This window comes from Leucobacter sp. WKLB1, from assembly GCF_059696215.1.
In genome coordinates, this window is record NZ_AP046115.1 from 3,291,633 (window position 1) to 3,314,588 (window position 22,956).

22 protein-coding genes are annotated in these 22,956 nt (G+C 65.5%); 6 read left to right on the forward strand and 16 right to left on the reverse strand.

Annotated features, from left to right (window positions below):
• Nucleotide 1: 1 nt before the first annotated feature.
• The 14 genes from iolD to ACZF5Y_RS15205 form a co-directional block, all read right to left on the reverse strand.
• Nucleotides 2–1,879, reverse strand: coding sequence for a 3D-(3,5/4)-trihydroxycyclohexane-1,2-dione acylhydrolase (decyclizing) (gene iolD, locus ACZF5Y_RS15140; RefSeq protein WP_497533548.1), 1,878 nt, complete (start codon nt 1,877–1,879; stop codon nt 2–4).
• 18 nt (nt 1,880–1,897) lie between these two features.
• Nucleotides 1,898–2,830 (reverse strand): phosphoglycerate dehydrogenase, encoded by a 933-nt coding sequence (locus ACZF5Y_RS15145; RefSeq protein ID WP_497533549.1) that lies wholly within the window; start codon nt 2,828–2,830, stop codon nt 1,898–1,900.
• Entirely contained in the window at nt 2,827–3,798 is a 972-nt protein-coding gene (locus tag ACZF5Y_RS15150; protein ID WP_497533550.1) for a sugar phosphate isomerase/epimerase family protein, read from the reverse strand. Before ACZF5Y_RS15150 ends, ACZF5Y_RS15145 begins: the two co-directional genes overlap by 4 nt.
• Before the next feature lie 38 nt (nt 3,799–3,836).
• Nucleotides 3,837–4,556: an IclR family transcriptional regulator gene (locus tag ACZF5Y_RS15155; RefSeq protein WP_497533551.1), complete on the reverse strand. Its 720-nt coding sequence runs from the start codon at nt 4,554–4,556 to the stop codon at nt 3,837–3,839.
• Between the two features lie 95 nt (nt 4,557–4,651).
• Complete coding sequence (locus ACZF5Y_RS15160) at nt 4,652–5,851, reverse strand: Gfo/Idh/MocA family protein (protein ID WP_497533552.1); 1,200 nt, start codon at nt 5,849–5,851, stop codon at nt 4,652–4,654.
• Nucleotides 5,848–6,441 carry a VOC family protein gene (locus ACZF5Y_RS15165; protein ID WP_497533553.1) on the reverse strand — a complete coding sequence of 198 codons (594 nt, stop codon included), beginning with the start codon at nt 6,439–6,441 and terminating at the stop codon, nt 5,848–5,850. Before ACZF5Y_RS15165 ends, ACZF5Y_RS15160 begins: the two co-directional genes overlap by 4 nt.
• A 343-nt stretch (nt 6,442–6,784) precedes the next feature.
• Nucleotides 6,785–7,759 carry an ATP-binding cassette domain-containing protein gene (locus ACZF5Y_RS15170; protein WP_497533554.1) on the reverse strand — a complete coding sequence of 325 codons (975 nt, stop codon included), beginning with the start codon at nt 7,757–7,759 and terminating at the stop codon, nt 6,785–6,787.
• Entirely contained in the window at nt 7,756–8,802 is a 1,047-nt protein-coding gene (locus ACZF5Y_RS15175) for an ABC transporter permease (protein WP_497533555.1), read from the reverse strand. Before ACZF5Y_RS15175 ends, ACZF5Y_RS15170 begins: the two co-directional genes overlap by 4 nt.
• Nucleotides 8,803–8,829: 27 nt before the next feature.
• Nucleotides 8,830–9,801 (reverse strand): sugar ABC transporter substrate-binding protein, encoded by a 972-nt coding sequence (locus ACZF5Y_RS15180; RefSeq protein WP_497533556.1) that lies wholly within the window; start codon nt 9,799–9,801, stop codon nt 8,830–8,832.
• Nucleotides 9,802–10,262: 461 nt separating this feature from the next.
• Nucleotides 10,263–10,574, reverse strand: a complete 312-nt coding sequence (locus ACZF5Y_RS15185; RefSeq protein WP_497533557.1) for an MTH1187 family thiamine-binding protein — start codon at nt 10,572–10,574, stop codon at nt 10,263–10,265.
• Between the two features lie 55 nt (nt 10,575–10,629).
• Nucleotides 10,630–12,111, reverse strand: coding sequence for a DHA2 family efflux MFS transporter permease subunit (locus ACZF5Y_RS15190; protein ID WP_497535347.1), 1,482 nt, complete (start codon nt 12,109–12,111; stop codon nt 10,630–10,632).
• 97 nt (nt 12,112–12,208) lie between these two features.
• Nucleotides 12,209–12,604 carry a cytidine deaminase gene (locus ACZF5Y_RS15195; RefSeq protein ID WP_497533558.1) on the reverse strand — a complete coding sequence of 132 codons (396 nt, stop codon included), beginning with the start codon at nt 12,602–12,604 and terminating at the stop codon, nt 12,209–12,211.
• Between the two features lie 82 nt (nt 12,605–12,686).
• Nucleotides 12,687–13,829, reverse strand: a complete 1,143-nt coding sequence (locus tag ACZF5Y_RS15200) for an ABC transporter permease (protein WP_497533559.1) — start codon at nt 13,827–13,829, stop codon at nt 12,687–12,689.
• Nucleotides 13,826–14,731, reverse strand: coding sequence for an ABC transporter ATP-binding protein (locus ACZF5Y_RS15205; RefSeq protein WP_497533560.1), 906 nt, complete (start codon nt 14,729–14,731; stop codon nt 13,826–13,828). The genes ACZF5Y_RS15200 and ACZF5Y_RS15205 overlap by 4 nt, the downstream gene beginning before the upstream one ends.
• 149 nt (nt 14,732–14,880) lie before the next feature.
• Here ACZF5Y_RS15205 and ACZF5Y_RS15210 point away from each other — a divergent pair, with 149 nt between their 5' ends.
• Together ACZF5Y_RS15210 and ACZF5Y_RS15215 are read left to right on the forward strand one after the other, a co-directional pair.
• Entirely contained in the window at nt 14,881–16,167 is a 1,287-nt protein-coding gene (locus ACZF5Y_RS15210; protein ID WP_497533561.1) for a sensor histidine kinase, read from the forward strand.
• Nucleotides 16,164–16,877 (forward strand): response regulator, encoded by a 714-nt coding sequence (locus tag ACZF5Y_RS15215; RefSeq protein ID WP_497533562.1) that lies wholly within the window; start codon nt 16,164–16,166, stop codon nt 16,875–16,877. Before ACZF5Y_RS15210 ends, ACZF5Y_RS15215 begins: the two co-directional genes overlap by 4 nt.
• A 14-nt stretch (nt 16,878–16,891) precedes the next feature.
• On the opposite strand, the gene ACZF5Y_RS15220 is transcribed toward ACZF5Y_RS15215, so the two are convergent.
• Complete coding sequence (locus ACZF5Y_RS15220; protein ID WP_497533563.1) at nt 16,892–17,524, reverse strand: Type 1 glutamine amidotransferase-like domain-containing protein; 633 nt, start codon at nt 17,522–17,524, stop codon at nt 16,892–16,894.
• Between the two features lie 76 nt (nt 17,525–17,600).
• Here ACZF5Y_RS15220 and ACZF5Y_RS15225 point away from each other — a divergent pair, with 76 nt between their 5' ends.
• Nucleotides 17,601–17,963 carry a DUF3817 domain-containing protein gene (locus tag ACZF5Y_RS15225; RefSeq protein ID WP_497533564.1) on the forward strand — a complete coding sequence of 121 codons (363 nt, stop codon included), beginning with the start codon at nt 17,601–17,603 and terminating at the stop codon, nt 17,961–17,963.
• A 30-nt stretch (nt 17,964–17,993) separates the two neighbouring features.
• On the opposite strand, the gene ACZF5Y_RS15230 is transcribed toward ACZF5Y_RS15225, so the two are convergent.
• Nucleotides 17,994–19,016: a LacI family DNA-binding transcriptional regulator gene (locus tag ACZF5Y_RS15230; protein WP_497533565.1), complete on the reverse strand. Its 1,023-nt coding sequence runs from the start codon at nt 19,014–19,016 to the stop codon at nt 17,994–17,996.
• A gap of 250 nt (nt 19,017–19,266) precedes the next feature.
• Between ACZF5Y_RS15230 and ACZF5Y_RS15235 the strand changes: the two genes are divergently transcribed.
• From ACZF5Y_RS15235 to ACZF5Y_RS15245, 3 genes are read left to right on the forward strand one after another with little or no spacing between them, the layout of a single operon-like run.
• Nucleotides 19,267–20,796 (forward strand): sugar ABC transporter ATP-binding protein, encoded by a 1,530-nt coding sequence (locus ACZF5Y_RS15235; RefSeq protein ID WP_497533566.1) that lies wholly within the window; start codon nt 19,267–19,269, stop codon nt 20,794–20,796.
• Nucleotides 20,793–21,824 carry an ABC transporter permease gene (locus ACZF5Y_RS15240; RefSeq protein WP_497533567.1) on the forward strand — a complete coding sequence of 344 codons (1,032 nt, stop codon included), beginning with the start codon at nt 20,793–20,795 and terminating at the stop codon, nt 21,822–21,824. Before ACZF5Y_RS15235 ends, ACZF5Y_RS15240 begins: the two co-directional genes overlap by 4 nt.
• Entirely contained in the window at nt 21,821–22,888 is a 1,068-nt protein-coding gene (locus tag ACZF5Y_RS15245) for an ABC transporter permease (RefSeq protein ID WP_497533568.1), read from the forward strand. Before ACZF5Y_RS15240 ends, ACZF5Y_RS15245 begins: the two co-directional genes overlap by 4 nt.
• The last annotated feature ends 68 nt before the right edge of the window (nt 22,889–22,956 follow it).

Genomic DNA, 22,956 nt, shown 5'->3' on the forward strand with positions numbered 1-22,956 from the left:
ATCAGTAGTAGTACTGCTGGCGCTCATCGCGAACGCGCTCGTATGCCGGGAAGAGTTCCGCCCCGGTGCCCGAGTGTGTGACCTCCGGGGGAATCACTTCATTCCACACATCCGAGTCGGGCAGGGTGCGCTCTCGGTCGGTCTCGATGAGGATCACCGTGACTCCCCGCGCATCTCGCGTGTCGATGAGTGCCTGCTCGAATGCGGCGGCGCCACGCACACGGGTGAGGTGTGCGCCCAGTCCCTCGACGACTTTGCCCAGGTCCAACTCGACGTACTCCTCCGAGAGGGATTGTGATCCTCGATGGCGGAACTCGTTGCCGAAATCGAAGCCGGTCGTTGCGAGCTGCAGATCTCGAATGCACTGGAACCCATGGTTCTCGGAGAGCAGGATGGTCATGTCGATGCCTTCCTGCACCGCTGTGACGATTTCACTCGGCAGCATCAGAAATGTGCCGTCACCGATCGCGACCGTGATGCGGCCTTCGGGTCGCGCGAATCGTGCACCGATCGCAGCGGGAATCTCATACCCCATGCACGAGGTGCCCCACTCGATATGGCAGTCGCGACCCTCCGTCGCCTCCCAGCCGCGCTGCAGGTCGCCGGGGGCCGAACCGGCCGCGGCCACCACCAGGTCACCAGCGCGAGCTTGCCGCTGCAAGGCTCCGATGACTTCCGCCTGCGGCGGCACCTCAAGGTCGGTCGCGGCAAAGACTCGGTCACGCTCCGTGCGCCACGATGCTCGGGTTTCTGCGACCTCGCGCCGATACTCCCCTGAGGTAGCGGCCGCGTCGGATGTGACCATCATCTGTTCGAGTACACGGCGGGCGTCCCCAATGACGGGAACACCACCATTCTTGTACGCGTCGTAGCGCGACGCATTGATGTTCACGAACCGAACGAGCGGGTGACGGAAGACGCTGTGCGACCCCGTAATGAAGTCATTGAGCCGGGTACCAATGCAGATGACGAGGTCGGCATCGCGGGCGATACGCCCAGCAGCGATGTTTCCGGTCGCTCCGAGACCGCCGAGTGCCAGGTCGTCCTCCTCAAGACTCGATCCCCGTCCGGCGAACGTTTCCGCCACCGGAATGCCGTGCCGGTGCGCGAAGTCGTGCAGCGCCTGCTCCGCTTGGGAATAGCGCACCCCTCCACCGGCGACGATCAATGGACGTTGCGCCGCGCGCAATAAGCGCAGCGCGTCTGCGATCGATTCGTCGGCGGCCGGGGTCCGGTCGATGCGCCACGTACGCGGTGCGAAGAAGTTCGCCGGGAATTCATGCGCGAACGACTGCAAATCCTGCGGCAATGACAGCGTAACCGCTCCCGTGTCACCAGGAGTCGTCAGCACCCGCATCGCTTCCGGGAGAGCGGTGAGCAGCTGCTCTGCACGTGAGATGCGGTCGAAGTACCGGCTCACCGGGCGGAAGATATCGTTGACGCTCACGTCGCCCGCAAGCGGGTGCTCGAGTTGTTGCAGCACGGGCCCTTGTCGACGGGTGACGTAGATGTCGCTGGGTAGCAGCAGCACTGGCAACCGATTGATTGTCGCCGTGGCGGCACCGGTCGCCATGTTGGTCGATCCCGGTCCGATCGAAGCCGTGCACGCGTACGTGGACAACCCCTTGCTCTCTTTTGCGTATGCCGATGCCGCGTGCACCATCGACTGCTCATTGCGCACCTGGTGGTACGTCATCTCGGTACGGAATTCGGCGAGGGCTTGGCCGACCCCAGCGACATTGCCATGCCCGAAGATTCCGAAAATTCCCGGGATCGCACGGCGCGTGACACCGTCGCGCTCAGTGTGCTGCGCCGCCAGGTACTTCACGACGGCCTGGCCTACCGTCAGACGGATACCCGTCGACTCGTGATCATTCATGGTGGTATTCCTCGCTGTTCAAATAATGGGCAGCAGCTCGGTCGCAGCCTGATGCAGCATCGCATCGGCGCCGTCCGCGCTGAACGCCGCGACATGTGCGGTGGTCAAGATTCGTTCGTGCCCCAAGAGGGGATTGTCTGGGGCGACTGGTTCGTCAGTGAATACGTCTACCGCAGCAGACCGCACCTGCCCCGAGTCGATCGCATCGCGCAGCGCCTGCTCATCCACGATGCCGCCGCGCGCCGCGTTGATGACCACGCTGCCGCGCGGCATGCGGGCGAGCGCTCGCGCGTCGATGAGATGCGTGGTCTGCGGAAGCAGCGGAACGTGGATCGTGAGGAAGCGGCTACGCTCCAGCAGGGCGTCGAGTGGCACGACGTGAGCACCGTGCTCGGCGACCCCTTCTGGCAAAATCGGGTCGAATGCGAGAATTTCGCAGTCGAACCCGGTGAGACGACGCGCGACGGCCTTGCCGATCGCACCGTATCCCACGATGCCCACGGTCTTCCCGTACAGGTCAATGCCTTGCACCGGTTGACGCCAGCTGCCCTGACGCACGCTGCGATCATTCGCATGAAGCAGACGACCCGCCGCGAGCATTAGCGCGACCGTGTAGTCGGCGACCGATTGTGCGTTCGCCCCGGGGGTGCTCGACACGTGTATCCCGTGCTCCGCCGCTGCCTCCACATCGATGCCGTCGGTTCCGGCGCCGGCTCGAACGATCGCACGCAACTCGGGGAGACGCTCGAGCGTTTCTCGAGGATACGGTTCAGTGCCGGCGATGATCGCTCGGGCCCCGCTCACCGTCGCGACGATCTCGTCAGCGGACGAATTCTTGCCGAGGCCCGGGGAGATCACCACTTCAGCTCCGGCGGTCTCCAGCACGCCGACGAACTGGGTGTCGACCGTAGCCGCAAAACTCGTGACGACGACTCGTTTCGGGGAACTCACAGTGCACTTGTCCAATCGCTCTGAGCCGGCTGGCTTGGGGTGATGGGGGCGAGAAATGCGACTGCCTGAGCGAGCCCTTCGTCGGGCGATAACAACGAATCTTCGTGCTCGATAGCGAGCACACCGTCGTACCCGCTGATGCGCAGCTGGGTGAGCAGTGCGGTCCAAAATTCGCGCCCCTGACCCCAGCCCATCGTTCGATACGCCCACGAGCGCTCAGCGGTCGCACCCAAGGACGTCGTGTCGAGCACTCCGCGGGTCGCCAATAGGTGGGGGTTCATGCCGACATCTTTCGCATGCACATTCACGATCGCTCCCTCGAGTGCTCGTACCGCCGCGAGTGGATCAATCTGCTGGAACAAGAAATGCGACGGGTCGAAGTTCGCCCCAACGACCGCACCGATCTCTGCGCGTAACCGCAACAGCGTCTCCGGGTTGTACACGGTGTCGTTCGGCACCATTTCAAATGCGAGCTGCACCCCCGCGGCGGTCGCTTGGGGGGCTGCATCTTGCCAGTACGGCAGCACACGCTCCTCCCACTGCCACGCGAGCGCATCGGCGAGCTTCTGCGGGAACGGAAACGTGATCCAGTTCGGATAGGCGTCATCAGGGCCGGCAGCAGGCAGGCCAGCCAATAGAGACACGGTTTGCGTACCAAGGAGCGGCGCGAGCTCGCAGGTCGCGTCGTACTGCGCCCGATACCGCTCAGCGGCTTCACGGTCAGGATCGAGCGGATTGCCGTGGAGCGAAATCGCTGAAAGGGTCAGATCTCGCTCGCCGAAGAGGTCAATGATGCGTCTGATTTCGGATGGATCAGCGAGTGTACGCAGCGGATCAAGATGGCGGTCTGGCCAAAACCCGCCGTATGCGGCGACTTCGACGTGAGTGATGCCGAGCGCGCGAACCGCATCGAGCGTTCGCTCCAGATCGCGATCGAACAGGGCAGTCGTAATGAGCCCGATGTGCATGTGGTCTCCTCAGAATAAGCGTCGGCGGTGACGCGCGATCAAGATGAAGTGGTGCTCGGCGTCTCTGCCACCGAACGCACCAGCGCTCGGAGATCACCGCCGAGTTGCATCGACAGCTCGGCAGCGACATCGAACACCGTTCGTGCCATCGTCGGCACGAGGTCGAGCGTGAACCGCGATGACGGCGCAGACGCTCCCAGCGCCGCCACCACGCCAGTCGCATCACAGATGGGTGCCGCCATGCAGCGCAATTCCAAGCTGTTCTCCAACGCATCATGGCTGACACCGGTGCGCCGCGTTTCGGCGAGACGTTCACTCAATTGCATGCGATTCGTCGCGGTGTGCTTCGTGAATGGCACGAGATTTTCCGGCAGATATTCCCAGTACGATTCGTCGAATGCCAGTAGCGCCTTGCCCACCGCAGTGGCGTGATATGGCACGAATTCTCCCGTTCGGGGCTTCGCAACCACGATCCCCTGCCCGCCTTCCTGCAGCACATGGCTCACGCCTTCACGACTACCAATGCTGAGATGCGACGCCTCTCCCGTAATGTTGCGGAGTTTGATGACGAATGGAGCCGCAATCTTCAGCAGGTCGGAATCCTGCAAAAGCCGTTCCGACAGCGCGGCAAGCTTCAGTGTCGCCCGATACAGCGGTTGCTGCCCGAGCTTGCCGACGATCCCGACGTACTGCAGTTGAACGAGCGCACCGAGCAGCCGCTTGACCGTCCGCGGGTGCACCTCAAGCCCCTCGGCCAAGGTGTTCACCGTGTGCGGTTCTTTCGACAGCAATTCGAGCGCGCCGATGGTGCGAGCGACATGCCCCGAATCTGCGCTGGTCTGCGTGTCGGCGATCATCGGTCGAGCTCGACTCGTGTTCCGGCATCGTGCGATGCTTCTGCCGCCTCGATCAGTTGCAGCGTGCGCACGCCATCTGCTGCGTTCGGGAGCAACGAGCCCAGATCGCGGGCGTCATCACCGAGCAGGCGTTGCGCAACGTCGGCGAAGAATTCGCGGTACAGCGTCGCGAACGCGAGCACATAGCCTTCGGGGTGGCCTGGAGGAACTCGCGTCGCGTGCGCAGCTTGGAGTGACAGATCGGCAGATCCACGCGAAAGCAGGGTGGCTCCGGTATCGGGTCGCAAGAGCCACAGGTGCTCCGGCGATTCCTGCGACCAGCGCAGTGAGCCCGTCGTGCCGAAGACGCGAATCTGCAGGCCGTGTTCCTGACCTGCCGCGACGTAACTCGACCAGAGTCGCCCCACGGCACCGCCGCGGAATCGCACGTTGAGATAGGCGTTGTCGTAGACTTCGCGGCGCGCGGCGATCATCTGGAGGTCGGCGGATACAGATTCGACCGTGTCTCCCAGCACGAACTCACTGAGGTGATGCAAGTGGGAACCGATCTCGCCGAGCACGACGGCCTTTCCCATCGGCCCGGGACGAAAGTGCCAGTGTCGGTTCTCTCCGGGATCGGGCTCATGGAGCAACGCCCCGACGCCGACCCCGTATTCTCCTTCGACCAGCGTCACGTCGCCGATCTCGCCAGCGGCAATGAGCGCACGAGCATGTCGCACCATCGGGTAACCGCTGTAGCAATGGTTCAGTGCGAACACCCCGTTCGCTCGGTCGACGGCAGCGGCAACGTCTCGTGCCTCTGCGACACTCGCCGCGAGTGGTTTCTCGGAGAACACGCTGAAGCCTGCTTCGAGAAAGGCGATGGTCGGTTCGGCGTGCACATGCGGGGGCGTGGCGATCACCACCGCATCGATGCCGTCTTCGCGGTTCCGTTCGGTCTCGAGCATGGTGCGCCAGTCCGTGTACCGGCGATCCGGCGCGATGAGTTGAGCCGCTGCCGATGACTCCGCGACTGCGGGGTCGATGCTCATCGCGCCGGCCACGAGTTCCCCCAACCCGTCGACACGATGAGCGAGGAGGTGGATGCTTCCGATGACCGAATCGCTCCCGCCACCGACAATGCCGAAACGCACGCGTCGCCCCAGACGTGCGATCAGTGCCTGCGCCTGCTGTTCAAAGTTTGCCATGCTGCTCATGCCTCCTGCCCCACGGAGGCACGGCGGCCACCCGGGCCCGTGTGCCAATATTCGGCCGGTGGAGCTGAGCGCTGCACGGTACGGCGCTCGTACCCCATCCCATTGGGCGCAGAAACGAGTTCCATTTGGTACCCCCACGGCGTTTGGAAGTAGCAGAAGCTCAAACCCGACGGGTCCGTGTCTCCCGTGTTGTGGTTCGGTCCGTCTTGCACCGTCACCCCTGGGATCTCTCGCAGGTACGCGACGGCGGTTTCGATGTCATCGACGTAGATCCCGATATGCGTGCCTCCGATATCGCTATTTCGCGGCGTGCGAGTCACCTGTTCCGGCGCTTCGTATTCGAACAGCTCCAGATTGCAGGTCGGCCCCATGCGGAGGAAGGCGATACGTGCCGTCGCCTCCGGCGCAACATTGAGCTGGCGCAACATCGTGTCTCCGTCGTTCCCGTAGGGGCCGAACTCCCAGATGAGATCACAGCCCAAGTACTCAGTGAAGAAAGCGACGGCCTCCTCCAAGTTCGGTACCGTCAGCCCGACGTGGTCCACGCTTCGAGCAGTGGGAATACCCCGCGGTGCGTTCGCCTGCGCCATGTGTTTCTCCGATCGACTTCGATGTCAGTTGGTCTGTCTTCATTCAAACGAGATGGCCAATTTTGTTCAAGAAACGGACAAAACTGTCCATTAACGAGAGTGCCCTGGCACGTTATGGGATACGCGACGGGCCCGAATGACACGCGAATGCGCTGGTTGGAGCTCAGTCGCGTCGCGTCGCGGCCGCACTCAACAGGCTGCGTCGGTCACGGTTTGCGGCGCAGCTCGTTCGCCAAGAGTGACCCCTCACACTGAGTGACCGCCCCAAGAATGTCTCGGGGCGGTCACTCGTGATGAGCGCGGTCACTCAGAAGTGCGGCCCAGCGGTATTACGCGGTACAGCTCAGCGGCGCTTGCCGCCATCACCCTCGTCGTCTTCGTCATCCTCGTACTCGCCGGGGATCACGCTGACGGCTTCCGTAACGCTCACCCGGCCAACTCCGGCTGCGGAGTCTTCCTGGATCTCGTCGCGGATGGTGCGCACGGTATCGGTCGAGGTGCCGACGTTGCGCAGCTCGTGCACGAGCTGCTCGAGCTCGGCGCCACCGGCCATCAGACCGGTCAGCTCTTCGAGCGTGATGTCTGACTTCTCGTGGTAGCCGATGCTCTGGCCGCGCTTCAGCAGCAGGAATCGGTCACCGACCGGGTACGCGTGGTGCGGGTTGTGCGTGATGAAGATCACGCCGAGACCGCGGTCGCGCGCCTGGATGATGTAGCGGAGCACGACACCCGACTGCTTCACGCCGAGGGCGGCGGTCGGCTCATCGAGAATCAGCACCTTCGCGCCGAAGTACACCGCGCGAGCAATGGCGACGCACTGACGCTCACCACCTGAGAGGGTGCCGATCGGCTGGTCGACGTCGCGCAGATCGATGCCCATGTCGAGCAGCTCCTGCTTCGCCGTCTTCCGCATGAAGTCGACGTCGAGGCGCTTGAACGGCCCCCACCCCTTCGTCTGCTCGGAGCCGAGGAAGAAGTTGCGCCACACCGGCATGAGCGGTGCGACCGCGAGATCCTGGTACACCGTGGCGATGCCGCGGTTCAGGGCCTCGCGCGGCGAGTTGAACTTCACCGGGTCGCCCTCGACGAGGTACTCACCGGCGGTGTGCTGATGCAGGCCGGCGATGATCTTGATGAGCGTGGACTTGCCGGCGCCGTTGTCGCCGAGCACGCACATCACCTCGCCCGAGCCCACCTTGAGGCTGACATCGCGCAGGGCGATGATGTTGCCGTATCGCTTCTCGGCGTCACGGAGCTCGACGAGCGGGCCCGTGACCTGCGACGGCGCTACTGCCGTCTCGGTTGCTGTGGCGTTCACTTTTTCCCTCCTCGGGCGGCTCGACGCTGCAGGGTGAAGTTCAGCACGGTCGCGCCCAGAAGCATTGCACCGAGGAAGAACTTCAGCCAGTCCGGGTTCCACTCGGCGTACACGACACCCTTGAGAGCCATGCCGTAGATGAGTGCGCCGATCGCGCCGCCGATCGCCGAACCGTAGCCGCCGGTCATGAGGCAGCCGCCGACGACGGCCGCGATGATGTAGAGGAACTCGTTGCCGATGCCCTCACCCGACTGCACCGTCTTGAAGGCGAAGAGCTGGTGCATGCCCAGCAGCCACGCGCAGAAGCTGACGCCCATGTAGAGGCCGATCTTCGTCTTCACGACGGGCACGCCCACGGCGCGTGCCGCATCCGGGGCGCCGCCCGAGGAGAAGATCCAGTTACCCACGCGAGTGCGCTGCAGAATCCAGGTCGCCATGAGCACGAGGATGATCCAGTAGAACACCGTGATCTTGACGTTGACGCCGAAGACCGGAATGTCTGAAGCGAAGACCGCCTCTGCCGAGGCGAACCCGGGCCACTCGGCGATCGACGGAGCGGCGACGCCGCCCGTCAACGCGCGAGTGACACCGAGGTTCAACCCCGTCAGCATGAAGAAGGTCGCCAGAGTGATGATGAAGCTCGAGAGCTTCGTCTTCGTCAACAGCCACCCGTTCAGCAAACCGACCAGCAGCGAGAACACGAGGCCGACAATCGCACCGACCCAGACGTTCCCCCCGAACCAGTACATGAACAGGGACGAGGAGAGCGCTGCCGAGATGACGCCGACACCTGCCGACAGGTCGACCTCGCCGCCGATCATCAGGAGCGATACGCCCACCGCCATGATGCCGACCGTGGACGCTCCGTAGAGGATCGTCGCGATCGAGCTGGGCTGGGTGAACTGCGGAGCGACGACGGCGAACATGATCGCGAGGACCAGTGCGGCTGCGGTGGCGCCCGCCTCGGGCTTGGTGAAGAACCTGGTAAACAGGTTGCCCGAGGCGACGCGCTCGTCGAATTTAGGAGCTGTTGCTGTACTCATGGATACGACCTTCTTGAGGGGTTCGAGCTACCGCGTTCCCTGGGACACGTACTCCGCAAGCACCTCGGCATCGGCAGGCGAGATGATCTGCGGCCCGGTGAGCACCGGGAGTCCGCCCCCGAGCACGTTCGCGTTGGTGTTGTAGAGCCAGACCCCGTCGACTGCGGAGTAGCCCTGCAAATACGGCTGCTGATCCACAGCGAACTGAATGTCACCGCTCTGCAGACCTGCGAGCACCTCAGGGTTCATGTCGAAGGTCGCCAGCTTGGCGCTGCTGCCCGCATCACTGATCGATTCGAGAGCGATGGGAGCCTGTGGAGCTCCCAAGGTCAGCACGTAATCGATATCGGCGTTCGTCTGCAGCTTCGATGTGATCGTGGAAGAGACGTTCGTTGCATCAGCGGCCTGCACGTAGAGCGGCTCCGACTGACCCGAGAACGTCTCTTTCACGCCAGCACACCGATTCTCGAGACCGACATGCCCCTGCTCCTGCACCACGCAGATAATGCGCTTCGCACCGAGCTCATTCAGCTTCTCGCCTGCCGCCCGCCCGGCCACTTTTTCGTCTTGGCCAAAGTGCGCCGTCACACCCATCGCCGCGTACGCGGATTCACCGGCGTTGATGCTGTACACCGGGATTCCGGCATCGACCGCTTTGCGCACCGCACTTTCCAACGCATCCGGCTTGGCCAGCGTCACGATAATGCCGTCGACCCCCTGATCGACCGCCTGTTCCACCAGCTGTGCCTGGCGCGCTCCGTCTGGGTCCGAGCTGTAGAGCAACTCGACGTTGTCTTTCACCGCGGCCGCCTCAGCACCCTTGCGGAGAATATCCCAGAACGTGTCCCCCGGTGTCGAGTGAGTGATGAGAGCCACTTTGGTCTCGGGCGATTCGGTGCCGCCAGATGCGTCAGCGCCGCCGCCCGCCCCCGCAGGGCTCCCGCAAGCCGAGAGCAGCAGTGCGCCGGTGAATGCGACTCCCGCAAAAGCTGTACTCACCCATCGAGACTTCTTTACAGTCTTCATCTGTTCACTCCATTGTGCGTTCGAAGTTGTATGCGCTGGTGCCGGGTTACCCCATCGGGTTCACCGTTTCAGTGCAGACGAGTCACCCACGTTGGTGTCCGTCAGAGCCAATCTTTATGCGACATGACAAAAAAGTGAGAGGGGTGTGACAAAACTGTCCACGTTTTGCTGGAGCAGCCACGAGCCCTCTGCGATGCCGCAATCAACGCATTGCCGCGCTTCCGGTTGCTCCGAGCTTTCCGAGCGAGACTCACGATACTGCGCAACGCTTGACGGCACCGTCACCCTCAGAGTTCACCACGCCGCAGGCCGACGACAACCTTTGTACGTCAGCTGGGATGAGCTGTATGGACTGTTACCCCGTCCGACTTCAGGGCTGACCCATAGAGTGGAGTGCAAAGCCAGAACGGTCTGTCAAGCGAGTGCCCACACCGTCAGTGAGCCTCTTTAGCTCCCTCGATCGCCGCTTCCAACCGCTCCAGCTTCCCGTCGAGCTCGCCCTCGAACCCGGGCCGAATGTCGGCCTTCATCACAAGCGACACGCGTGAGCCAAACGGCAGCACGGCCTCAGTCGCGCGCTTCACGACGTCGAAGACCTCGTCCCACTCGCCCTCGATTTCGGTGAACATCGACGACGTGCGGTGCGGCAGCCCCGAGGCGCGCACGATCTTCACCGCCTCGGCGACGGCGTCTGAGACGGAGGCGTTGCCGGTGCCCGACGGGGCGACGGAGAAGGCGAGGATCATGGTCAGGTCCGTTCGTGAAAAGAGTGATGGAATGACGGTAGAGCGCCCGGCGCGCTCAGGCCTCGGCGGGCACCTCGACCGGCCGGGTGGTCGCTTTCTGCGGGCGGCGACCGAACCAGAGCGAGATGATGGCGCCGAGCAGAATGGCGGCGATCGGCAGGTACAGCGACTGCCCCATCGCTGCCGCGAAGCCCGCGTGCAGCGCTTCAGGCAGTTGGCCTGCGGCACCTGCGGACTCACCGCCGCTCATGCCATCGGCCGCGCCTGCCCCGAGTTCGGCGGAGATGCGTGACTGCATGAGCGCGGCGATCGCGGCCGAACCGAGCACCGCGCCGACCTGGCGCGAAGTGTTGTAGACGCCCGAGCCGGCACCGGCGAGTTCGGGTGCGAGGCTGAAGGTGGTGATCGAGGCGAGCGGCCCCCACATGCAGGCGTTCGCGATGCCGAGCATCGCGCTCGGTACGAGCAGGAGCCAGAGCGGGGTGTCGGGCTGCAGCAGGAAGCTGTAAAGCAGCATGCCCGCGCCGACGAGCACGAGCCCGAGGGTGGCAATGCGGCGGGGGTCGGTGCGGTCGATGAGCAAACCAATCGGCCGCGCGAGACCAGCAGAGAGCAGTGCCATCGGAACGAGCATGAGTGCCGACTGCGTCGGCGTCAGGCCGCGCACGAGCTGGTAGTAGAACATGAGCGGCAGGCCCATACTCGTCACCGCGAGACCGACCATCGTGATGGCGGAGGAGCCGACGGAGAAGTTGCGGTCTCGGAAGATTTCGAGCGGCAACAGCGGTTCGCCGCGCTGCACCCGCTGCCAGATGACGAAGAGCGCGAGCACCACGATGCCCAGCACGATCAGGCTCCACACCGAGATCGGCCCCCAGATCTGCCCCCAGTCGTAGCTCTCGCCTTCTTGAATACCGAAGACCAACATGAACATGCCCGCGGCGCTCAGCAGCACCCCGACCCAGTCGAAGCGGTGCGCGTGGGTCTCGAGCTGCGGCACGTAGCGCATCGCGAGCACGAACCCGATGATGCCGACCGGCACGTTGATGAAGAAGATCCACTCCCAGCCGAAGCCGTCGAGCAGCACGCCGCCCAAGATCGGGCCGACGAGTGTCGCCACCCCGGCGGTGATGCCCCAGACGGCCATTGCCGAACCGCGCTCGCGAGGCGCGAAGATGCGCGTGATCACGGCCATCGTCTGCGGCGTCATGAGAGCGGCTCCGAGGCCCTGGAACACGCGGGCGATGATGAGCGCCTCGATGGTGCCCGAGAGCCCGCACGCGAGCGACGACAGCGTGAAAATCGTGAGCCCGAACAGGTAGATGCGGCGCGGGCCGAAGCGGTCACCGAGTCGCCCGGTGATGAGCAATGGCACGGCGTAGGCCAGCAGGTAGGCGCTGGTCGCCCACAGCGTCGCGACCATGGTGGTCTCGAGGCCCTCCATGATCGACGGATTCGCCACCGACACGATCGTCGTGTCGACGAGGATCATGAAGAAGCCCAGCACCAGTGACCACAGCGCCGGCCAGGGCCGAATGTCGGGTTTGGCGGCCGGGGTGGCGCCGGGAGTGGGCTGACTGGCGGAGGGGTGTTCGGTACTCACCCGAGCAGACTACTCCCGGCCACGGACATTGCTAGGGGGTAGCGAGTGCCGCCGGGCCGAAGCCCTCGGGCAGCATCTGCTCGATCGTGGCGAGCCCCGCGGTGGTCTGCAGCAGCATGCCGGGGGCCGAGGCCTCCGAGAGCACCTGGCGGCAGCGCCCGCAGGGAGTGATGACCTCACCGTTGCCGACGCAGGTGAACGCGACGAGGCGCCCGCCCCCACCGAGGTGCAGCTGGCCGACCATCGCGCACTCGGCGCAGAGCGTCACCCCGTAGCTGGCATTCTCGACGTTGCAGCCGGTGATCACCCGGCCGTCGTCGACCAGTGCGGCGCACCCGACGGAGTAGCCGGAGTAGGGCGCATACGCGTGCTCCGCAGCGGCGAGTGCCGCCTGCTGCAGCGCGGTCCAGTCGATCTCGGGTGCCATGCGACCAGCGTATCGGCGCACCTCGCACTGCGGGCCCGGAGCGCGACAGCGCCCCGGGCCCGCAGTTGCGGAGGTTCGACCGCTATCCCTTGAGCGCGTCGCCCAGCTTCACCCGAGCGCCGGTGCGCAGGATCGAGTTGCTGTAGATGCGCGACCCGATCGAGATGACGATCGCGATCGACACGGCGAGGATGCCGAGCGATGCGATCGGCTCCCACCATTCGGCGGTGCCGAGGTAGAGGCGCATCGGCATGCCGACCGGGGCCGAGAAAGGCAGGTAGCTCATGATCGCGAGCACGGTCGGGTTGTCGTAGAACACGATCACTCCGATGTACGGAAGCATCACCAGCATCATGACGGGGCTGGTCACCGAGCCGATGTCTTCCTGACGCGAGACCAAGGCGGCGAGTGCGGCGTACATCGCGGCGAGCAGCACGAACCCGAACGCGAACAGGATGCCGAACCAGATCAGTGCCGTGCCGAGTTCACCCAACAGCAGGTCTTGCCCGGTCGCGAGCATGCCCACGGAGGCCAGCGCCGCGATCGCGACGACCTGGGCGAGCGCAAGGATGCTGTTGCCGAGGATCTTGCCCGCGAGCATGGTGCGCGCCGAGACGGTGGCGAGCAGAATCTCGACGATGCGCGTCTGCTTCTCTTCGACCACGCTCTGCGCAATCGTCGTGCCGAACGTGATTGCACTCATCATGAAGACGACGCCGAAGGCGATCGCAATGATGTACGCCAGGAAGGGATTCTTGCTCGTCGGCTCAAGCAGCTCGACCGTCGGCGACGCCGAGAGCGCCTGCAGCAGCCCGGTCGGGGGGCTGTCGTTCGCGAGAATGGTGAGGCCGACCGGGGTGTCGCCGCCCGGCACCACCGCGGCGTCGACCTCGCCATCGCGCACGGCCTGTTCGGCGGCCGCGCGATCCGCCACCTCGGTCACCTCGAAGCCATTGCCGTCGAGCGGATCGACCGTCGCGGCGGCCTCTCCGACCACCGCTACCGAGGTATCGCTGGCGAACCCGCCGTTCTTCGCCATGAAGCCGCTGAAGAGCACCGATCCGAGCACGAGCAGCAGCAGAATCGCCGTCGAGATGAGGAAGGCTTTGCTGCGCAGTTTCGTGGTGATCTCGCGCTCGGCGACGAGCCAGGCGCCCTGGGCGCCGCTCACGGGGCGCGACGTGGATCGCGACGACTGCGTCGCGGCGGGTGTGGGGGCGTTCATCGCACGACCTCCTTGAAGATCTGGGCCAGAGACGGGGTGATCGGGGCGAATCGGCGCACTGTCACGCCGGGCTGCGACTGCTGCACCGCGGCGGTCAGCACGCTCTGGGCGGCGTGCTCGTCGACGGCGTCGAAGCGGGCGAACCCGCCGTCGAGGTGCGTCACCGTGATGCCGGTCTGCTCGCGCACCCACCCGGCGTCGGCTCCGGTGCCGACGACTTCGAGCTCGAAGCTGCTGCCGGAGTGCTGCGCACGCAACCCTTCGCGTGAGCCGGAGGCGAGGATCTTGCCCCCACCGATCACGACCACGTCGTCACAGAGGCGTTCGACGATGTCGAGCTGATGCGAGGAGAAGAGCACGGGCACGCCCTGCGCGGCATAGTCGCGCAGCACACCGAGCACCACCTCGACCGCCATCGGGTCGAGCCCCGAGAACGGCTCGTCGAGCACCAGCGCCGACGGGCGGTGCACGAGGGCCGCCGCGATCTGCGCGCGCTGCTGGTTGCCGAGCGAGAGGCTCTCGAGCGTGTCGGTTGCGCGCTCGCCCAGGCCGAGCCGCTCGATGAGCTCGGTCGCCGAGGCCTTCGCGTCTGACGCGCTGAAGCCGTGCAGTCTGCCGAGGTACACCAGCTGCTCGAGCACCTGCATCTTGGGGTAGAGCCCGCGCTCTTCAGGCATGTAGCCGAAGCGCGCCCGATCTGCGGGGGTGAGCGGTGACCCGTCGAGGCTCACCGTGCCGGCGTCGGCCGACAGCACCCCGAGAATGATGCGCATGGTGGTGGTCTTGCCCGCGCCGTTGCCCCCGACGAAGCCGGTCATGCGACCGCCCTCGACTGTGAAGCTCACGTCGTCGAGCACGCGTCGGTCGCCGAAGCTGCGGGTGACGCCTGCGATGTCGATCATCTCGTTCCCTTCTGTCGTTGGTTCAAGCTTGGCGGGTGCCGTCGACATTGCGCTTCCCCCGAGCGAATGACTGCGGGATCGCCCGGCGCGGCCAGCGCTCCCCCTCGGGGCGGATGCCCGATGTCGACGGCTCCCCCTACGCTGGAGTCATGCAGCCGAACGCCGCCTGGAGCCGCCCCGCGCCCGATCGTCGCGCGCTGCGCGCCGATATCGGGCTCGCGGTGCTTCTCGCCTTCGCGGCGGCCACCACCGCACTCCTGTATGCGCGCACCGGCATGTACGAGAATCCGGCACCCGGTTGGGTGTGGGTCATCGGCCTCGGGCTCTCGACCCTGCCGCTCGCGGTGCGCCGCACGTACCCCGTGCCCGTCGCCATCGTGGTGGCCATCGGCTTCTTCGTGTGTGGTCAGTTCGGTGTACCTGAGGTGCTCATCATCAACATCACCTTGTTCTGCGCGATGTACACGGTGGGAGCCTGGGAGCGGCGTCGCGCGCTCGCCGTGTGGTCGCGCGTCGGCATCGGGGTCATCATGATCGTGTGGCTCGTGATCACGCTCATCATCGCGTCATCGCAAGAGGATGCGTTCCCGGGCATATCTCGCTCGGGCATCTTCTCTGCGTACGCAACCTACGCCGTCATTCAGATCATCACCAATCTCCTGTATTTCGGCGGCGCTTATTTCTTCGGCGAGCGATCCTGGAACGCGGCGCGTGCGCAGGCGCTGCTTGAGGCGCAGGGGCGCGAGCTCGAACTCGAGCGGCAGACGAGCGCGGCGCAGGCGGTCGCTCTCGATCGCATCGCCATCGCGCGCGAGCTGCACGACGTCGTTGCGCACCACGTATCGGTCATGGGCATTCAAGCCGCTGCGGCCAGACGCAGCATCGCGCGCGACCCCGAACGCGCGGTTGCCTCGCTCGAGGTCGTCGAAGAGAGTGCCAGCACCGCTGTCGCCGAGTTGCGCGCACTGCTCGGCACGCTGCGCGACCCGGGCAGCGACGCCTCGGCTCCGACCACCATCGGTGTCGCGCATCTCTCGACGCTCGTCTCCGAGTCCCAGAGCTCAGGCACCCCGGCAACGCTCATCGTCGCCGGAGAACCGCGCCCGGTACCGATGCTCGTTGACGTTGCCCTGTACCGCGTGGTGCAGGAGGCACTGACCAACGTGCGCAAGCACGCCGGTCGCGGCGCCCGCGCCGAGGTGCGGCTCCGGTTCACTCCCGACGCCACCGAAGTCGAGATTTCCGACGACGGCGTGCGTCAGGAGCTTGGGCAGCGTGCTGCCGGTTCCGGGCTCGGGCTGCGCGGCATGCGCGAACGCATCGGCGCCGTCGGCGGCACCGTGACCGCCGACCGCCGCGAGCGCGGCGGTTTCATCGTGCGGGCCAGCGTGCCCGTTTCCTCCTCAGCATCCGCCCTGATTGAAAGGCCCGCATGACTCGCGTGCTCCTCGTCGACGACCAGGCGCTGGTGCGCTCGGGTTTCCGCATCATCCTTGAATCGGAGCCCGACATCGAGGTCGTCGGTGAAGCCGAGAACGGCGCAATCGCCGTGGAGCTCGCTGCCGAGCTCGCGCCCGACGTCATCTGCATGGACGTCGAGATGCCCGTGCTCGACGGCATCGAGGCCTCGCGCCGCATCCTCACTGCAGCGTCCACTGATGCCGCACCTTCGGTGCTCGTGCTCACCACATTCGGTCACGAGCAGTACCTCTTCGACGCCCTCGCAGCGGGGGTCAGCGGCTTTCTCCTCAAGACGTCTCGCGCCGAGCAACTGATCGACGCAGTGCACTCACTCGCGGCCGGCAACGCATTGCTCGGCCCTGACGTCACGCGTGCCGTGATCGAGCGCGTTGCGGCAGAACGAAGCACCGGGGCAGGCACCGCTTCCCCCGCAGATGCGACGGCCCCGGCGGCCGACGCTGTCTCCGACCTCGACGCCACGAGCGCAGCGATGGAGGCTGCGGGGCTCACGGAGCGCGAGCGCGAAGTCCTCGCGCTCGTCGCAGAGGGGCATTCGAACGCTGAGATCGCCAAAGCGCTCTTCCTCGGCGAAGCCACCATCAAGACGCACGTCTCGAACCTGCTGCAGAAGCTCGGGGTGCGCGACCGCATCCAGGCCGTCGTCTGGGCGCACACCCGCAGCTGACCGACGGGCGAGCTTCATTCCTCAGACGGAACGATTCGCTCCTCGGCGCCATCGACGCGCAACGCTTGGTCGTCACACAATAGCACCAAGGGATGCTCGTCGCCATAAGTCTGCAGGGTGCGCTCGATGAGTTGTACGGGATATTGAGGCAACCTCCCGTCAGCGTGCGGCAAGACGGTGCGGTCGATCAGCGCGAGACCAGCGGTACCCCGCAGATGCGGGCCGTCAGCGGGGTCGTCCATCAGCGACAGCGGGGCGATGTCAGGCCCCGTGACGGCCGAACCGGCACTGCAGCCGATATAGGGCAAGCCCGCCCGCACGTGCCGAATCACCACCTCGTCGTTGCCGCTAACTCTCAACGCTTCGAGCAGCGCAAATGTGCTGCCGCCCGCGACGTACAGCACATTGAGCGACTGCAACGCGCGATCCGTATCGTCGGGGCTCATCTGCCGCAGCTCCAGCAGCTCCACCTCGTGCCCGAGGGACGCGATACTCTGCCGCGCCGCCGCAACAAACGGCATACCTGAGTAGGGCACCTCTGCGTCGATGACGTATCCGATGCGGAGTCGGCGATCAGTGACGGGAGTGGTGTCTGCGATGAACTGCGGCAGCGCGCCGGTGTGCAACGACAGGAGAAGAAGGTGCATGATTCGAGGCTATCGACAGCCGCCGACACTGCAGCTTCACGGGACCTGCTGATCCTGCATCGATAGGATGCCGACCATGACGAAAGCCACAGGAATCGGCCGCGCCTACGCTTGGATCGCTTTCGTCGAGGCCTTCACCTGGGCCGGTCTGCTCGTCGGCATGTTCTTGAAGTATGTGACCGAGACGACAGCGTTGGGCGTCACCATCTTCGGCTCGCTGCACGGGGGCGCGTTCATCGTTTACGGCATCATCACGATCGTCGCCGCAATCCGGCTGCGCTGGGGCTGGTGGGTCGCGCTGCTCGCACTCGCCGCCTCGGTTCCGCCGCTCGTGACGATCCCGATGGAGATCTGGCTGCGCCGCACCGGTCGCCTCACGCGTCGCGACGGTGCCGCGAAGAACGCCACTCCCGGCGACGCGGTACTCGCTCAGGCGTAGTTCCGCGTCGGTACCGCAGACAGCCGCGCCTCAGCTCTCGGCAGCGGCACCGACGGTCGATGCGCGCACGACGAGCTCGGGCGTGAACTCGATCTGCTCGCGCGGAGCATCGGGCCCGGCCTGGGCCTCCTTGATGAGCAGACCGACCGCGGTCGCACCGATCTCGATCGCCGGCTGGCGCACCGAGGTGATGGGCACCACGGCGGCGTTCGCGAAGTCGATGTCGTCGTACCCGACGAGCGCGATGTCTTCGGGGACGCGCAGTGATCCGGTCATCACGAACGCCTGCAGCACCCCCATCGCGAGCAGGTCGTTGGCTGCGAAGACGGCGTCGGGCCTGCGCTCGGGGGGCAGCGCAACGATCTCTTCCGCGATCCGGCGCCCCTCGATGACACTCAACGCCGGCGTCTCGTGCACGGTAAGCGTGGCGTCAGGTGTTTCGGCGACGACGGAGCGCGCTCCGTTGAGACGATCGGAGACCTGCTTGATGCCGAGCGGCCCGCCGATAAACGCCAGACGGCGCCGACCGAGCGAGAGCAGGTGGCGCGCAGCGATGCGCCCGCCCTCGACGTCGTCGACCGAGACCGATGAGAATGAGCGGTCGCTCGAGCCGCGGTCGACGAGCACGACCGGGGTGCCGGCCTGTCGCAGCTTCCAGAGCTGCGTGAGGTCGGTGTCGACGGGTGAGATGAGCACCCCCGCGACGCGATGCTCCTCGAACATGTCGAGGATGCTGTGCTCGCGCGTGCTCGAGTCGTCGCTGCCGCCCATCAGCACGGTGTAGCCGTCGTCGATCGCGCGGCGCTGGGCACCGTGCGCGAGGTCCATGAAGAACGGGTTGCGGGTGTCGAGTACGACGAGCCCGAAGCTGGTGCTGCGCCCGGCGCGCAGCTGCCGAGCGGCGTCGTTGCGCACGAAGCCGAGTTCTTCGATCGCCTGCGCCACGCGTTCCACGGTCGCTGCGGCCACGATCTCTGGCCGGTTCAGCACGTTCGAGACCGTGCCCACCGACACCCCCGCGGCACGCGCGACGTCTCGGATACTCGCTGCCATAGCGTTGTCCCCTATCCGGTCGTCAGTGTCTTGTATTCGCCAGAGTCTATTCGATGCGCTCACAATATTGAAACGCTTCAATAACGACTTGGAAACCGTTATGACTTCGACTTGACGCATTTCAATCGCCGTGCGTAAACTCAGGCTCACTGATATTGAAACGATTCATTGATCGATTGTTCAATCGGCTGTCGATCCGTTTCAGCAACACCCTGAGATGCCCTTCCAATGGCAGGAAGTCGTGAGTTCAATGAAGAAACCACCCGCTGGCGAGCCGCTGCTCGAACTGCGCGGCGTTGCGAAGGCCTTCGGCCAGGTCATCGCACTGCGCGACAGCACACTCGCTCTGCACCCGGGCTCGATCCACGCGCTCGTGGGAGAGAACGGCGCCGGCAAGTCGACGCTCGTCAAGATCATCGCCGGCCTGTACCGTCGCGACTCGGGCGACTTCCGCCTCGACGGCGAGACCGTCGACTTCGCGTCGACCGCCGAGTCGAAGGCGGCAGGCATCGCGGTGATCTACCAGGAGCCCACGCTCTTCCCCGACCTCTCGGTCACCGAGAACATCTTCATGGGCCGCCAGCCCCGCGGCCGCTTCGGTCGCATCAATCGCGCCGCCATGCGCGCCGAGGTGCAGTCGCTGTTCGCTCGACTGGGCGTCGCCATGGATCCGGATCGCACGGCCGACGGGCTCTCCATCGCGGACCAGCAGATGATCGAGATCGCGAAGGCCATCTCGCTCGACGCCCGCGTGCTGATCATGGATGAGCCCACCGCAGCCCTCTCGGGCGTCGAGGTCGATCGCCTGTTCCAGGTCGCACGAGCACTGCGCGATGAGAACCGCGCCCTCGTCTTCATCTCGCACCGATTCGACGAGGTGTTCGCTCTCTGCGACACCATCACCGTCATGCGCGATGGCAGCTACGTCTCGACCCGCGCGATCAGCGAGACCGACCCCGACAGTGTGGTCGCCGAGATGGTCGGCCGCGAGATCACCGAGCTCTTCCCGAAGCTCGAGACCGAGGTCGGCGAGCCCCTGCTCGTGGTCGACGGGCTCACGAGCCCAGGCGTCTTCAACGACATCAGCTTCACCGTGCACGCCGGTGAGATCGTCGGCCTGGCGGGCCTCGTCGGCGCCGGCCGCAGCGAGGTCGCCCGCGCCGTCTTCGGCGTCGACGGGTACCGCAGCGGCAGCGTGCAGGTCGCGGGCAAGAACGTCGCCAAGGGCAAGCCGACCGCCGCCATGCGCGCCGGCCTGGCACTGGTTCCCGAAGATCGTCGCAAGCAGGGCCTGGTGCTCGAGTCGAGCGTCGGCCGCAACACGACGTCGGTCATCCTCGATTCGCTGGCGAAGCTCGGCATCGTCACAACCGGCGCGGAAAACCGCGCCGCACGCCCCTGGTCCGAGAAGCTCGAAGTGAAGACCAACGCGCTCACCACGATCGCCGGCACCCTGTCGGGCGGCAACCAGCAGAAGGTCGTGCTCGGCAAGTGGCTCGCCACCGACCCGCGCGTGCTCATCATCGATGAACCGACCCGCGGCATCGACGTCGGCACCAAGTCAGAGGTGCACCGCCTCCTCTCGACGCTCGCGAGTCAAGGCATGGGCGTGCTGATGATCTCGAGTGAGCTGCCCGAGGTGCTCGGCATGGCCGACCGCGTCGTCGTCATGCATGAGGGTCGCATCACCGCCACCATCGACCGCGACGATGCAACGCAAGAGAACGTGATGCGTGCCGCCACGCACAGCGCGAACGCAGATACGGAGCAGCACGCATGAGCGCCACTACCCTGAATGCCCCGAGCGTCGGTTTCGGCGCGATCGTCGGGCGCCTGACCCGAGCTCGCGAGGCCAGCATCCTGCTCGCCGTGCTGCTCGTCGTCGCGGCCGCCACGATCAAGAACCCGAACTTCCTGTTCTCGACCGACGGCTATCGCGACTTGTGGCTCACGCCCTCGCTGCTGCTGCTCGTCGCGGTCGGGCAGGCCGTCGTGCTCATCACGCGCAACGTCGACCTGTCGGTCGGCTCGATCCTGGGCCTGAGCGCCTACCTCACCGGCCGCCTCTTCATCGACATGCCGGGCCTTCCGGCGATCGTCGTGGTGCTGATCGCCATCGTCTTCGGCGGCCTGCTGGGCTTGATCAACGGTGCACTCGTCGCCTTCGCGAAGGTGCCCGCGCTCGTCATCACGCTCGGCACCATGTATGCCTTCCGCGGCATCAACGTGCTCTGGACCGGCTCGGATCGCATCAACGCCTCCGACATGCCGAAGGGCTTCCTCGCACTCGGCACCGCACAGGTCTTCACGATTCCGGTGCTGACCATCATCGCCCTCGTCGTGCTGATCGCCGTCGCGTGGTGGATGAAGAACACGCGCGCCGGCCGCGAGAGCTACGCGATCGGCTCCGACCCCGACGCCGCGCACCTTTACGGCCTGCCCGTCACCCGCCGCATCCTCTCGGCGTTCGTTCTGTCGGGCGCGCTCTCCGGTTTCGCCGGCGTGCTCTATGCCGCCCGCTACGGCACAATCAACTCGCAGGCCGGATCGGGTTGGGAGCTCGACGCGATTGGTGCCGCGGTCATCGGCGGCGTCGCGATCTTCGGCGGCGTCGGCTCGGTGTGGGGCGCAGCCATCGGCGCCTTCCTGCTCATGACCATCAACCGCGCGCTCCCCGTGCTCGGTGTACCCGACTTCTGGCAACGCGCCGTCGTCGGCGTGCTCATCATCGGAGCCATCGTGCTCGACCGCGTGCTCTCGCTGAGACAGCACCGCAAACTCATCGAAGAACGGGAGACGCAGCGATGACCGCGACCACCACCGCCACCGCGACGACCGGCATCCGCCACATCGCTGACTACGACCGCCCCCTCTGGCAGCGCCTGCTGCTGACCCGCGAGAGCGCGATCATCGCCCTCTTCGTCGTGGTCGTGCTCGTCGCCGCGATCCTGGTGCCGAACTTCGGCAGCAAGATCACGATGACCTACCTGCTGCTCGACATGTTCCCGATTCTCATCATCGCCCTGCCGATGACCGCGATCATCGTCACCGGCGAGATCGACCTGTCGGTCGCCAGCGTCGTGGGACTCTCGAGTGTGCTCACCGGTGTGCTCACCCAGGCGGGCGTGCCGTTCGGGATCACCATCGTGCTCGCCATCGCAGCCGGTGCGGTAGGCGGCGCCATCAACGGCTGGCTCATCACCGCGGTCGGGCTCCCCTCGCTTGCAGTGACGATTGGCACGTTGGCGCTCTACCGCGGCATCGCGGTCGGCCTGCTCGGCACCACCGCAGTTACCGACTTCCCGTCGTTCTGGACCGACCTGGCCAAGGAGAAGATCGGCTCGACCGGCATTCCCGTCGTCATCGTGCTCTTCGTGCTGCTCGCCACCGTCTTCACGATTCTGTTGCACTTCACGAAGTTCGGTCGCGGGGTCTTCTCGATCGGCCTCTCCCCCGAAGCTGCGCGCTTCTCGGGCGTCGACGTCGCTCGCACCAAGATGGTGCTGTTCGTGCTCAGCGGTGCCGTTGCCGCACTCGCCGGCATCTACTACACACTGCGGTACGGCAGCGCGCGCGGCGACAACGCGACGGGCATGGAGATGCAGGTCATCGCCGCGGTGCTGCTCGGCGGCGTCTCGATCTTCGGCGGCCGCGGCGCACTGCACGGCGTCATCGCCGGCGTGCTGCTGATCGGCGTGCTCGGCAGCGCGCTGCGCCTCGCGAATGTCACCTCCGACGTCATCAACATCATCACCGGCGTGCTGCTCATCGCCGCCGTGATTTCGACCAGCGTTATTGCAGCATTCAAGAACCGGCGCAAAACCGGCAGAAAGCTGCAGATCGCGGGCGCACGGGCCGCCACCACGGCCTGACCCTCACTTTCACGACCCACCACACCCACACCCCCGCAATCGCGGGCCAGGAAAGGAAACACCGAGCG

What these genes read in the sequence shown, in the direction of transcription:
- ACZF5Y_RS15220 (WP_497533563.1), bottom strand. Translation starts at nt 17,524, where the DNA reads ATGCACCTTCTTCTCCTGTCGTTGCACACCGGCGCGCTGCCGCAGTTC.
- ACZF5Y_RS15215 (WP_497533562.1), top strand. Translation starts at nt 16,164, where the DNA reads ATGACTCGCGTGCTCCTCGTCGACGACCAGGCGCTGGTGCGCTCGGGT.
- iolD (WP_497533548.1), bottom strand. Translation starts at nt 1,879, where the DNA reads ATGAATGATCACGAGTCGACGGGTATCCGTCTGACGGTAGGCCAGGCC.
- ACZF5Y_RS15210 (WP_497533561.1), top strand. Translation starts at nt 14,881, where the DNA reads ATGCAGCCGAACGCCGCCTGGAGCCGCCCCGCGCCCGATCGTCGCGCG.
- ACZF5Y_RS15160 (WP_497533552.1), bottom strand. Translation starts at nt 5,851, where the DNA reads ATGAGCAGCATGGCAAACTTTGAACAGCAGGCGCAGGCACTGATCGCA.
- ACZF5Y_RS15205 (WP_497533560.1), bottom strand. Translation starts at nt 14,731, where the DNA reads ATGATCGACATCGCAGGCGTCACCCGCAGCTTCGGCGACCGACGCGTG.
- ACZF5Y_RS15195 (WP_497533558.1), bottom strand. Translation starts at nt 12,604, where the DNA reads ATGGCACCCGAGATCGACTGGACCGCGCTGCAGCAGGCGGCACTCGCC.
- ACZF5Y_RS15175 (WP_497533555.1), bottom strand. Translation starts at nt 8,802, where the DNA reads ATGAGTACAGCAACAGCTCCTAAATTCGACGAGCGCGTCGCCTCGGGC.
- ACZF5Y_RS15225 (WP_497533564.1), top strand. Translation starts at nt 17,601, where the DNA reads ATGACGAAAGCCACAGGAATCGGCCGCGCCTACGCTTGGATCGCTTTC.
- ACZF5Y_RS15240 (WP_497533567.1), top strand. Translation starts at nt 20,793, where the DNA reads ATGAGCGCCACTACCCTGAATGCCCCGAGCGTCGGTTTCGGCGCGATC.
- ACZF5Y_RS15165 (WP_497533553.1), bottom strand. Translation starts at nt 6,441, where the DNA reads ATGGCGCAGGCGAACGCACCGCGGGGTATTCCCACTGCTCGAAGCGTG.
- ACZF5Y_RS15245 (WP_497533568.1), top strand. Translation starts at nt 21,821, where the DNA reads ATGACCGCGACCACCACCGCCACCGCGACGACCGGCATCCGCCACATC.
- ACZF5Y_RS15230 (WP_497533565.1), bottom strand. Translation starts at nt 19,016, where the DNA reads ATGGCAGCGAGTATCCGAGACGTCGCGCGTGCCGCGGGGGTGTCGGTG.
- ACZF5Y_RS15200 (WP_497533559.1), bottom strand. Translation starts at nt 13,829, where the DNA reads ATGAACGCCCCCACACCCGCCGCGACGCAGTCGTCGCGATCCACGTCG.
- ACZF5Y_RS15185 (WP_497533557.1), bottom strand. Translation starts at nt 10,574, where the DNA reads ATGATCCTCGCCTTCTCCGTCGCCCCGTCGGGCACCGGCAACGCCTCC.
- ACZF5Y_RS15235 (WP_497533566.1), top strand. Translation starts at nt 19,267, where the DNA reads ATGAAGAAACCACCCGCTGGCGAGCCGCTGCTCGAACTGCGCGGCGTT.
- ACZF5Y_RS15150 (WP_497533550.1), bottom strand. Translation starts at nt 3,798, where the DNA reads ATGCACATCGGGCTCATTACGACTGCCCTGTTCGATCGCGATCTGGAG.